The organism is Clostridium zeae (assembly GCF_017312485.1).
GTDB classification, from domain to species: Bacteria; Bacillota; Clostridia; order Clostridiales; family Clostridiaceae; genus Clostridium_AR; species Clostridium_AR zeae.
Map to the genome: position 1 here is coordinate 419,563 of NZ_BMBA01000001.1, position 13,004 is coordinate 432,566.

The 13,004-nt window shown below is 30.2% G+C and carries 10 protein-coding genes and 1 other annotated feature; of the genes, 3 read left to right on the forward strand and 7 right to left on the reverse strand.

The annotated features are described in order from the left end of the window. Positions 1–5: 5 nt before the first annotated feature. On the forward strand, positions 6–1,205 hold the full coding sequence (locus tag J3477_RS01950) for an FprA family A-type flavoprotein (protein WP_206867874.1): 1,200 nt from the start codon (positions 6–8) through the stop codon (positions 1,203–1,205). Between the two features lie 163 nt (positions 1,206–1,368). Further along, positions 1,369–1,974, forward strand: coding sequence for a DUF1847 domain-containing protein (locus J3477_RS01955; RefSeq protein ID WP_206867875.1), 606 nt, complete (start codon positions 1,369–1,371; stop codon positions 1,972–1,974). A gap of 173 nt (positions 1,975–2,147) precedes the next feature. Here the strand turns inward: J3477_RS01955 and J3477_RS01960 are convergent, their stop codons facing one another. After that, complete coding sequence (locus J3477_RS01960) at positions 2,148–4,082, reverse strand: Cache 3/Cache 2 fusion domain-containing protein (protein WP_206867876.1); 1,935 nt, start codon at positions 4,080–4,082, stop codon at positions 2,148–2,150. 418 nt (positions 4,083–4,500) lie between these two features. Between J3477_RS01960 and J3477_RS01965 the strand changes: the two genes are divergently transcribed. Beyond that, positions 4,501–5,034, forward strand: a complete 534-nt coding sequence (locus J3477_RS01965; protein WP_206867877.1) for a biotin transporter BioY — start codon at positions 4,501–4,503, stop codon at positions 5,032–5,034. A gap of 214 nt (positions 5,035–5,248) precedes the next feature. On the opposite strand, the gene J3477_RS01970 is transcribed toward J3477_RS01965, so the two are convergent. The 6 genes from J3477_RS01970 to J3477_RS01995 form a co-directional block, all read right to left on the reverse strand. Next, positions 5,249–6,130 (reverse strand): PHP domain-containing protein, encoded by an 882-nt coding sequence (locus J3477_RS01970; RefSeq protein ID WP_206867878.1) that lies wholly within the window; start codon positions 6,128–6,130, stop codon positions 5,249–5,251. Between the two features lie 158 nt (positions 6,131–6,288). Continuing rightward, positions 6,289–6,882, reverse strand: coding sequence for a hypothetical protein (locus J3477_RS01975; RefSeq protein WP_206867879.1), 594 nt, complete (start codon positions 6,880–6,882; stop codon positions 6,289–6,291). Positions 6,883–6,999: 117 nt separating this feature from the next. Continuing rightward, positions 7,000–7,875: a phosphotransferase gene (locus J3477_RS01980; protein WP_206867880.1), complete on the reverse strand. Its 876-nt coding sequence runs from the start codon at positions 7,873–7,875 to the stop codon at positions 7,000–7,002. A 39-nt stretch (positions 7,876–7,914) separates the two neighbouring features. Continuing rightward, on the reverse strand, positions 7,915–8,610 hold the full coding sequence (locus tag J3477_RS01985; protein WP_206867881.1) for a TetR/AcrR family transcriptional regulator: 696 nt from the start codon (positions 8,608–8,610) through the stop codon (positions 7,915–7,917). Between the two features lie 388 nt (positions 8,611–8,998). Continuing rightward, positions 8,999–11,005, reverse strand: a complete 2,007-nt coding sequence (locus J3477_RS01990) for a methionine--tRNA ligase (protein ID WP_206867882.1) — start codon at positions 11,003–11,005, stop codon at positions 8,999–9,001. 437 nt (positions 11,006–11,442) lie between these two features. Beyond that, positions 11,443–11,688 (reverse strand) — a binding site (T-box leader). 376 nt (positions 11,689–12,064) lie between these two features. Next, positions 12,065–12,820: an AIM24 family protein gene (locus J3477_RS01995; protein WP_206867883.1), complete on the reverse strand. Its 756-nt coding sequence runs from the start codon at positions 12,818–12,820 to the stop codon at positions 12,065–12,067. Positions 12,821–13,004: the final 184 nt, after the last annotated feature.

Below are 13,004 nucleotides of genomic sequence, written 5' to 3' on the forward strand. Positions count from 1 at the left end.
AATTCATGTATTGTGTTAGAGAAATAACTGAGGATTTATATTGGGTTGGTGGCAACGATCGCCGCCTTGCTCTATTTGAAAATATCCACCCTATACCAAGTGGTGTTTCCTATAATTCTTACCTGCTATTAGATGATAAAACTGTACTATTTGACACTGTAGATTGGTCAATCTGCAGACAGTTTCTAGAGAATATTAATGCAGTTTTAGGAAAAAGACCTCTAGATTACATGGTAATAAATCATGTTGAACCAGACCATGCTGCATGTATAGAAGAAATTATTCTTAGATATCCTGAAACCAAAATTATATGTACCGAAAAAGCCTCATTGTTTATGCATCAATTCGGATTCCATATAGATGACAAAACAATAATAGTTAAAGAAGGCCACAAGATGTCTTTTGGAAAACATGAAGTTGTATTTGTGTCTGCTCCAATGGTGCATTGGCCAGAGGCAATGGTGACCTATGACATTACAAGCGGTACATTATTTTCCGCGGATGCCTTTGGCTCCTTTGGATCTTTAGATGGTAAGTTGTTTAATGATGAGGTTAATTACGACCGAAATTGGATTGAAGATGCTAGAAGATACTATACAAATATCGTAGGTAAATACGGGCCACATGTTCAAGCATTACTAAAAAAAGCCGGTGGTCTAGATATAAAGCTTATCTGCCCTCTCCACGGACTAGTATGGCGTAATGACTTTGGGTACTTACTTGATAAATACGACAAATGGAGTCGTTATGAGCCTGAAGAAAAAGGTGTAATGATAGTATATGGAACAATGTATGGTAATACAGAAGCAGCTGCCAATGATCTTGCAACCAGACTAGTTAAAAAAGGATTAAAAAATGTAGTTATGTATGACGTTTCAAGCACTCATGTATCGTACTTGATTTCAGAAACCTTCAAATATAGTCATGTAGTTTTAGCTTGTGTAACTTATAACCTAAATATTTATCCACCTATGCATAATTACCTAATGGATATGAAAGCATTAAATCTTCAAAAACGTACATTCAGCCTTATAGAAAATGGCTCTTGGGCTCCTCAATCTGGAAGGTTAATCCGTCAGCATCTAGAAAGTATGAAAGATATGACTATCTTAGATAATAGCATGACCTTAAATTCAGCTATAAAAGAAAATGATTCAGACTCATTGGAGGATCTTGCTAACAGCCTTATTGAATCATTAAATTAGATAAATGCGAACTAAATAGAATAATTAAAGAGAAAAGGCATATGATATTCAGAATATCATATGCCTTTTCTCTTTAATGAATTTAGATTATACTATAAGTACTGGCATATAATGTATTAATGTACTATTAATTGGATTCATTCAATGAAAAGGAGAGGTTTTTATGTATACTTGCGCATTATGTTCAAAGCACGTATGTAGTAGTGGAGAATTAGAAAACGCACCAAAAAACTGTCCATGCATAAGTGAAAGTATGGAAGAGATAAAAGAATTATATAATGACGAAGAGAACTATAAGATTGCAAAAGGTTCAGCATTAGTTATAAGTGAAGGTTATGGTGAAAAAACAAGATTAGAAGAAACAATGTCTTTTGCAAGAAGCTGTGGTTATAAGAAAATCGGACTAGCTTTTTGTATAGGTCTCTCTAACGAAAGTAAAATTGTAAGTAAGATACTTGTACATAATGGTTTTGAAGTAAATTCAGTGATTTGCAAAAACGGACATATCTCAAAGAATTTAATCGAAATAAAAAACAGTAAGGTTCCTATGTGTAACCCAATTGGTCAAGCTTTATTTTTAAATGAAGAAAATACAGATCTTAATATAATCTTAGGTCTTTGCGTAGGACATGATTCTCTATTTATTAAATATTCTGAAGCACCTGTAACTGTATTTGCTGTAAAGGATAGAGTCCTTTGTCACAATCCTCTAGCGGTAGTCTATCAGGCCGATGCCTACTATAAAGAAAAACTATTCCCTAAAGAATAAAGAAATTGCTGAAACAACCCTCTAATCCCATTGAAATGTCTAGGTTTAGCTTTCTTAAAAATTTTATAAATTCTTATGCAATAAAATAAGCTAAGGGTTTTATTCATATCCTTAGCTTATTTTTTAATTTTCAAATATTCATACCCTACGATCTAATTAGATTTCAATATATATTAATTATATATATCTGAAAACTCAATATGTATATTTTCGACTTTAGATTGATTTGTAAAATTACTATTAATCCTCATATCTTCTTTATCCGTAATGATTTTCACAGGCAATGTTATTCTAAATTCTGTACCTTTTCCAAATTCACTCTTTACTTCTATTGTTCCTTCATGCATTTCCACCAAAGCCTTAACAATTGACAATCCTATCCCACTACCTTCATGACTTCTGCTGAGTAATGGGTCTACTTGCTTAAACCTTTGAAAAAGCTGTGAAACTTTATCTTCTGGAATTCCTCTACCTGTATCCCTGACACTAATTACTATATGATCCTCATAATCGAACAAGGTAACATTAATTTTATCTCCAGGCTCAGTAAATTTAGTAGCATTTGAAATTAAATTAAGGAGAATTCTTTCTAACTTTTCAGCATCAAATGCCATAATTTTTTCTTCCTGATCAGTGTCAAAAATTATCGTCCTATCCATTTGAGCTACATATTCTGCTGTTGATTGAGTTATTTCCTCTGCTACTTGCACTATATTATCATTTCTTAAATCAAGTGTCATAAAACCAGAATCTATTTTTGTCATATCAATTAAGTTATTTACTAATCTTAATAATCTATAACAGTTTTGTCTTATGCTGCTTGTATAATTTCTTATTTTATCAGTATTAAGATCTTCACCTTTGCTTATTAGAACATTGAATAGCTGTGCTGTTGAAAAAATAATATTTAAAGGAGTTCTTAATTCATGGGACATATTAGCAATAAACTCAGTTTTTAATTTATCGTATTCCAAGGTCTCTTCAACCAATCTTCTATTCTCATCCAACATATGATTGAAACTATTAGCTAATATTCCTATCTCATCCTTGCTCTCTATATCACAATGAACAGTTAAATCACCTTTTCCTGCTATCTCCATACATGATTTCAATTTATCTAAAGGTTTTACTAAAGTATTTGCTAAAATTAATCCTATAATTCCACTTAAGATAATTATTATAGAACCAATAGCAACTGTAGTAGTCAAAATTGCTTTCGCCGAAGAGTTTAGTTCATCGTAATTTGCTGTAGTTACTACATATAAATGCCAAGCCTCAAAAAATTGATAATACCCCACTTTTTTAACTCCATTATAGGTATATTCAATTCTTCCCCCACTTTTTAAATGCATTTTCTGAACAAAATCATAATTGCTTACATTCTTACCTTTTTCGGTTGGATGAGTAACTACATTTCCATTAGAATCTAGTATATATGCATAACCAGTCTTTCCTAACTTAATATTACTTATGGTTTCTTCTAAATAATTATTAATAATCTTATTCCCTATTCCAATTGCCCCAATAACTTTATTATCTTTGTCCAATAAAGGCTTCATTCTTGTAACATATCCAACGCCTTCTATTAAAATATCACCAATATATTCTTGATTACTAATGATTCTATTATAAGCAACAGAATCATTTGATATATATGTGCCTAATATCCTCTCATTATTTTTAAAAATCGTACTTGAAACTCTTATCAGTTTATTATCATGCAATAAAAATATTGTTGCCACAGTGCCTGTAGACTGTTGAAGTTTATCTACAACAGTATTATCTAGTGATAACCTTTGATTTCCTGCATATAAAACAGGTAAATTAAACTGACCAATCTTCTCTACTTCATTATATTCCACTCTTAAATCAGAAAAATTATTTAGTAAAGTATTTGCAAAATTTAAATCTCCATAGGATTTTTCCGTCAAAAGATCATTCCTTACACTAAGTGTCGTAATAATTGATTCAGTTAAACGCTGACTTTTCTCATCTACCTCTTTAAACACTGCATCATTTGATTTTTTACCAATTAGAAAACCTAAAACACTTACGGCAAACACTATTAAGACCAAATAACTGATTATAAGTTTATACTTTACTCTCATTAAAAACACTTCTCCTTAGTTATAGACTCATAACTCTCAAATAACGCTTATATCTTAAATTCTTCTACCACAATCCATGACAAATAGAAACAACTTTGCGATTATAATTCAAAATATTCGACATATGCATCCAATTGCTTCTTAATATTTATTATATATTCTATTTTGAGACATTCTGTCTAATTATATCATGTACATGGCAACTTTTCATCGATTAAATTTAATCTTATTAAACTTAATTTTCATTATACTAATATATAATCATTGTTGCTAAGAATTAAGATTTTTAAACATTTTATTGTCAACCATTTCTACTTTATAAGTTGACAATAAACCATTAGTATTTTATACTAAATTAGACAAATTGCTTAAGAAATGAAATTTAAAAAATCACAATTAATACATCGGAGGACTTTACATGAAGAAGAAAATTAGAATAAACGATATGATCTATGCAGCACTTTTTGCCACCTTAATTTCTGTTTTTGGCTATATCTCAATTCCACTACCTTTTAGCCCTGTTCCATTAACAGGACAAACCCTGATGATAATGCTTGTTGGCTGTGTATTAACTCCACTTCAGGCAGGATTAAGCTTAGTCACTTTTATATTTATGGGTATAATTGGCCTTCCTGTATTTTCTGGAGGTGCTTCAGGTATAGGTATTATTGTAGGATCTAACGGAGGATATCTGATGGGATTTCTTATTGGTTCTATAGTTATTAGTTTAATAAAGAAAAAAAACAGTTCTATTATTTCAATGATAGCAGCCAACATTATTGGCGGCATTATTGTGGTTTATATTTTAGGAGTGTTATGGCTATCTCATATTACAGGAATTGGTGTATATAGAGCATTTATATTAGGAGCACTTCCTTTCATTATCGGTGATTTAATAAAAGCTGTAGTTGCTGCTTTAGTAGCAAAAAGAATTAATACCTTAAGAAGATAGAGATAGTTACAAAACTGAACTTTCTCAACTAACACCAATGGTGTTTGCAGAAATATTTTATTTATAAACATCTATTTTAGTCTAATATACAGAAAAACAGCAATAATATATGAGAATATTATTGCTGTTTTTTTGTGTTATTATTTATACTACTTTTTAGTTTTTATGCTAAAAGATCTTTCATCTAAAGCCTTTTGTACTGCAAGAATTCCATCTAAGTGACCCTATTGAAAATTCCTTTACCTAGTTTATTTATTATATTTGTATACACTTCATATGGAATAGTTAGGTTATTATCTTTCCCACTTCCGATTTTTATATCAGGTCTATTTTTACCGTGATAATCTGTACCACCAGAAATCATTAAATTATATTTATTAATTAGGTAATCTAAAAATTTATAATCTTCTTCACCGTGGGAAGGATAGTATCTTTCGAGCCCATCTAGTCCCAAACTAACTAAGTAACTTATTTCTTCTTCTATCTGTTCATTATAGAGTCCTGCAAAGCCCATATGTTTATTATAATGTGCTAAGAAAGATAAGCCCCCAGCTTCTTTTATCACTCTAATAGCATCTTCCACTTTAAATAATTCTTTTTCACCGTATGGAATTGGATCTAAATACTTATCCCAAATTCCTTGAGCAGTTTCACATATTTTGTTTTCAACAAAGTACTTATATATATCATATCTATCTAAATACTTTCTAAACGACTTCTCTTTTAATTGATTTATATCAATATCTATTCCTTGTTCTTTTATTATTGATAAAATAGCACCTACACTTTCATGTCTAGCTTCTTTCATTTCATTATAAGCCTTCAAGAATTGTGCATTATCTAAATCAATTCCTATCCCTAAAATATGAATAATTCTTCCATCTTTATATAGTGCACTTATCTCTATGCCATTTAGAAATTCTATATTATTTTCCTTAGTCAGCCTCGAAACCTCATAAATTCCTTCTATATTATCATGATCTGTAAGAGCTATTGCTTTTACCTCTCCTGCCACAGCATCATCAATCAGCTCTTTTGGAGTACTTCCTCCATCAGAAAAAATTGTATGTGTATGAAAATCAACTTTATAATCCATATTAACTCCTTCATACCAATCTAAAGTTGTACCACTGAGATCTAAAATCTATTTTCAAAACTTCTTCTAATTCTAAGCTCATAATTCAAAAATACAAATCCTATTACAAAGTAGTACATAAGTTTATTTAACATTATAAGTTATATTTTATCATTAAATTAAACATATATCTCCAAACCAAAATATCTTTTATTATCATTATCAATAAACTTAAAATTGCCGTTATAGAGGATTGTTCCTGCATATTTCCCTTTTGTTATAACTATAAAATTCTTCAAATTATGATCTTGTGATTTCAAACTGAATTGAAGAGTTTTAAGTTCTTTTTGATAAATATCTGTTCTAAATCTCATTATTCCTAGCTCTGAAATTTCTTCAGCATCTATCATATGATTATTATTCATATCTGCAATTTTAATCAAGGTTGCTGATAAATCCTTTGTGATTTCTTTAGAATTTATTAACTTTCCATCGGTACCAAATTGATTTACATCTAGATATTTATTATATGTTCTCTCTGTTTCTATTACATTAGCAGCTTCACTGAGCATAGTAATATCGTTTTTAAAATCTGCAACAAAAAAACTGCTATTGTTCCTATATTCCAATGACTTAGTAAGATTTCTAATGAATACACCGCAAATAATAAATAATAACAATAGAATTAGTACTTTCATCAAATTAATCTTTTTATTAAATTTCATTTCGGCCCTTGAATTGCAACTATAAGCTAGTAAGTTTTTAGTATACATTCCTTCACCTATCCTTTAGAATTTTTTTTTATATCCTAAAGATACTAAAGAATTATTAAATATAGCTTATAGCGTTGTAAAATACAAGTTAAACTTTTAAATAATTAATATAAGATTTTATATAAACTTCCACCATCCATCTGGATTTACTCCATCACTTTGAGCTCTCATGCATCTTTTAATAAAATTAACAAGTGCATCTTTTTCCAAAGGCATTCCATAATAAACTCTCTCTGCAGCTCTTATGACCAGCCATTTTGAGAATTCACTATAATCTATTGCTTGAATTTTTTCTAAAGCAGATATATATTTACCTGAAATAATACTTCCTGAAATACCCATAAGATAATTCTGAAATTTACTTATTCCCGGAATTTTAGGTGTATTTCTTAAAATTAGATAAGTATGAGCTATATCTGAAAGCTTTCTACCATAAGTCGCGCCAAACCAGTCAATTATATAATATTTGTTATCTACAATCATAATATTTCCTGGATGAAAATCTCCATGACAAACATCATTTCCTTTTGGTAAATCAGCCAAAATATCAAGCACAAATTTCTTCACATCGTCCTCCAACATTTCTGCTTTTGGTATTAGGTATGATGCTCTATCATTTATTAGAATAAGTCCCAATCCTTCAACAGAACTTGTTATGTCTACATGAAGATTAGCTAACTTTTCAGCATACTTGAAAAGCTGAAGAGGATTTTTCTTTATGTGATCCAGCATTGTATCTCCTTTAAGCCTCTCCATAATTATTGACGGTCTTCCATTTATTTTTGTATATTCATATACTGTAGGTACAGCCTTATTTTTCTTTTTCAACGCTTGCATAGTTTCCATTTCAGCTTTAAGATATTCCTCATCTTCCACATTTCGTAATACTCTTATAACTTTATCATTATCTAGTTCATAAATCTCTGCTTGCCCACCTTGAGCGAGCAACTTAATTTCATTCAACTCTATCATAATAAGATTTAATAAGTACAACTGAATATACCTACTAAAAATTCACCTCCAATATATTTATTATCTAAACCTAATTATCTCGTCAGCCACCTTATCCAATTCTAAAAACATACTTCCAATGGTTCTTTTTATATCTTCCTTAGAGAATTCAATCTTTAAAGACTGAAGAGAAGAAACCGCTAAAGGATACCCATATTCTTTAAAATCAGTTTTATCATCAGTTCTTAACCAATAGCTAATAGCATAGTTAAAAGAACCTTCATGTACTATAGCAGCTACCTTAACATCTGGAACATCAATTATTCCTTTAGCTTTCAAATGCTTTAAGATTTCCTCCATTTCTTCACAAGATTTCATCACAAGTTCTTGATATCTTTGTTCAAATCGAGAATTTATTCTCAAAGCTTCTACAAGCAAAATTTTTGCAAGTTGCCTATACTTTTGATAGGTCCACATACTGGCTGCTACTACATTAGCAAACCTCTCAGCAGCTACTGAAACTTCCTTTTTCATAGCATAATTTTTTATATTACTTATTATTTGCTCCATTTGAGTGTATAGTTCTTCAAATAATTCTTCCTTGTTTCTAAAATACAAATAAAAGGTTCCTACAGAAACTTCAGCTGTATTTGCTATATCTTTTATTGAAGTATTGTTATATCCTTTTTCCGCAAAGACTTTAGCTGCAGTTTCAAAAATTAAATTTCTTTTCTCATCTTTACGTAATTCTGTTTTATCTGATTTTTTGTATACCATAATAAAATCTCCTCTATGAAAAATTGTTCAGTTCAGCTAGCATTAAATTTTTACAATTCACCACATTTGAAAAACTGAATTCAAATTCATTTCTTGAATTAAGAATATTCTTATTACCACCATTTGTCAATAACTATATAATATAATTAATTAAAATCTTAATAGTTACGTTTATATTTAAACCTATAGTTTATAAACTTTAGAGACTTCAACTAAAACTACATAAAAAGTTATTCTAATCATTTGAAATCGCTAATTTTAGCTAACATTAAAATTTTATATTTTCCTTATACGGTAAAAAAAGAACCCCAAAATAGGGTTCTTTCTAAAATATTATTTAAATCAATACTTTTTTCAATTTCAGCTTAGTTCTAATTATTTAGTAATGTTAACCAGAGATTTGACTTTCATGTTTTGCAAAGAAATCTATTCTTGGTTCCAAGTATTTTAATTTATGATTAGATTGATCACCTAAAAGATCATAAATTGGTTTAAAAATATAATCCCAACTCCAAAGCTTTTCATCTACATTTAAATAGTCTCTTACCATCTCACAGCCATTTGGCGCAATAGGATGTATTAAGGTTATTACTGTTCTTACAGCATGGAATGAATCTATAAGCACTTGTCTCCTTAATTCATTATCTTCTTTACTTTCAGCTTGCTTCATATTATTTACCCAATATTTATTCATATTTCTAATATAGCTATCCAAAACATAAGTTACAATATGAAACTCGTGATTGTACATGTGCTTCTCATAAGTTAAAATAGCTTCGTTTGATTCATCTAGAATTTCCTTACTTATTTCTCCTACTGGTATAGTTCCATCAAAATACTTTTGTGCTGTATAGAAACAAGAACGAACAAGTCTATTAAACACATTTGTAAGCAGATTACCGTCTTTCAAGACAGTGTCTGGTCCTTGTTTATCCTTCTCGTCCATAAAGGCTTGTGGTGCAAAGCTTACACTCTTTTTAACTAAACCAAGACTCAAAAAATGCATACGTAATTGCTCGGCAGTATAGTATTCTAATAGTTCCCTTGCCATTGGTGGTTTTATAGAGCCACTGCTGCTAGCTTTTTTATCCATGAAAAGTAAATGATTATTGGCGATTAGATGAGGAAGGTTAACATTTTCCCAGTCTACTTTATCATCTTTATCTATTCCTAATAGTGCCATAAACATTGCCATCTCTGCAACTCCATAGAAATAAATATTATCTTCACCGATAAATTGATATACTTTCGAATCTTTCCCAGTCCAAAATTCTTTCCATGCTTCTGAATCTTTACCGATGTTTTCTAAATAAGCTTTAGTAAAAGATACTGGAGCCCAAAGAGATTCAGGCCAAACCCAGAAAGTTAAATCCTTAAGCTCTTCTTTTTCAGGAACTTCTATTCCCCACTCAACATTACCTGACAATCTAAAAGGCACTAAAGTCTTACCAGTTCTAAAACGGATACCCATCTTATCAAAAACTTCTCTCGCTTTATCTCTATCATCTAGATTTTCAAATACGAAAGAAACAGATGGCTTCTTTGGTTCGTCTATAATTGTGTGTTTTGGTAATTTTGCTTCTAGATCTGTTACTTCTTCTAATTGCTTACGCTTAACATAAATAATTGGTGGTTTTAAAAATTCTTCAATAGTATTTAATAAATACTTACGCCAATTAGAACTTTTTCTTAAATGCTCTACATCTTCGCTAAGAAGCTTATTATATTCATCTAATTTAAAATACCAATTTGTAACATCCCTTAATTCTGGCGTTTTTCCTGACAAAGTACTTTTAGGATCAATTAGCTCAATTGGCATAAATTGATGTCCTAAATCACACTCATCAGCATAAGCTTTTTCAGATGTACATCCTTCAATTGGACATTTACCTATTACTTGACGACCATTTAAAAGCACTTTCTTATCTGGATCATAAAACTGTGGAGATGATAATTTTTTTAAATATCCACCTTCATATAATCTATTAAATACACTAGCAGAAACTTCTTTGTGTATTTCTCCAGCTCTATCCAGCGCTGATGCAGCATAAAGATTTAATTCCATTTCATATTTGTTAAGCACTTCTTTTTGCTTTTCATGATTCTCACGAACATAATCTTCAATGGTTCCTTTATAATTGTTTTCATCTACCATTTTTCTATAACTTGCAGAAATAGGTGATCCATAGCAATCTGTTCCTGATACAAAAATAACATTTTCTTTCCCAATTCTATCTCTTAAAAATCTTGCAAAGGTATCTGCATGAACAAACACTCCACCAACGTGTCCAAAGTGTAGCTCTTTATTTCCATAAGGCATACCTGAAGTTATAACGGCTTTCTTAGGAAATACCGGACGTTCTATTTTTCTTTTTTCTATCTTTCTTTCTTCCATTTTGTACACTCCTTAAATGTAATAATATCTGCTTAATAATCTATTTAAATCTATCAAAATAAAAGTCAATAATTAAATTACTATTATATAGTATATATGAGCCCAAATTTCACTACATAATCAATTTTAAGTTTATCATCATCCAACCAACTGATACTAATTTCAAAATAATATATTACTTAAGTTATCCAAAACTAACTTTTTTTATTTTAAGCCCTTAAAAAAGTCGCTGAAGCGACCTTCTTCAGTGGTTTTTTTCCGCATCTGCCTTTCCGAATGTATATGGGGAAACTTACAGGCGAATACGATTTGTTTTTTTACTGTTTAGTCTAGATAGCTGCTTTACCCCATTAATATTACTAGGTTTAGCTTTTAAAAAATTATATAATTTCTTAGACAGTAAAAAAGGGTATAAAAAAACACCTCCTACAATAATCTGTAGGGGCGAATCAATCGCGGTACCACCCTGCTTCATTAACATGTTACCATGCCAATCTTATCAAGTACTAACTCATACTCTAGTTCTGTAACGTGAACAAACGTCATAGTATCACCTATTCCTCTGAATAAGATCCGTATGAAGCTCCAAGCCTTGTTTCATTAAAATTTCCACTGTTCCGTCTCAGCAAAAGGAACTCTCTGTAAGTTTCAAAAATAATTACTCTTCTCTTCACTGCCTTTATTTTCTTAATATATAAAATCTTAATATTTTTGTCAAGATAATTATAGAATATTTATTAAACTTTATCATTAACTATATGTATAAATATACTTATTTCACATTAAACTTATGGATTTATTTGAAGTATATAATATTATTTTACAGCACTCTATTTTATATTCAATATATATGATTTCAGTTCAATTTATATTTGTATTTGGCACTGTTAAAGCACCGTGTTGAACATAGCCTTATTTTATATAAAACAAAACATATGCATAGAGTTTAGAAAGCAACATCTACCTATGCATATGTTTTTAATGATATAAATATCTATTATATTATTCAATTTAAGTTATGCTTATTCTATTAACAGACTGTTTTAAAACTTCCACCAATTATTGAATAGGCGCCATAAGCATCCTACCTGTTCCACGATATACATTTACTAATCCCTCGCCAGAAACTGCAGAACCAATCAAGCTTTTACTTGACTTTTCAACTCGAAAATCTAATGTATCTGACCATGCAATTGCATAGTTTCCATCAATTCTAACTTCATCATTTTCAAGAACAAACTCTATAAGTTCAGCTCTTGGTACAGGGCTCTCTAGTACAGCAACTCCTTGACCTCTTAGACATAAATTAAATAACCCTTCTTTTCCGAGCATCGCTGAAGACAGATTTGTTCTTGCTACTACTTTTTGCTGAACTCTTGATTCACAAGCAAGGAATAACCCATCATCCAACACAATCCCACCCCAATCTGACACCTCTTCAAGTAGTATATGTTTATAGGTTGGTTCCAGCATTAATAAACCATTACCTTGATATTTAGGCTTAATTGCAGATTCTTTTGTTACCTTAGAAGACAAAGCCTTACCAAATAAATCTCCAAGCCCCTTAACATCAGCAGCCATAGTTACAGCTCCAGATGTCCATTGCATTGCTCCAGAACTTATTGTATATGCATTACCTTTTAGTTCAATCAGAACTTGTCGCTTTCTAATATTCATTTCAGAAGCAAAGTAAGCAGCCATTGCAGTAGCAGCGTTTACACTTAGGTCCTTTTTGTACTCAAGTACTTTTACATCTCCTCTTTCCTCAATAACCTCAATATTTTTATTCTCATAAATATTTTTACACGTTACCATTTATAATTCTCCCCTAAATAAAAATTTAGATTTTAATAAATTGTTACACTTACAGTAAAATTTTTATATTGTATAAACAATGTAAATTCAATTTAGCTAACTTTTCTTTTTACGTTATGGTTTTTAAAATTTTATTGACTTACAGTAAACTATAAGGTGTACAATTTATGTATATTCTTTTCGC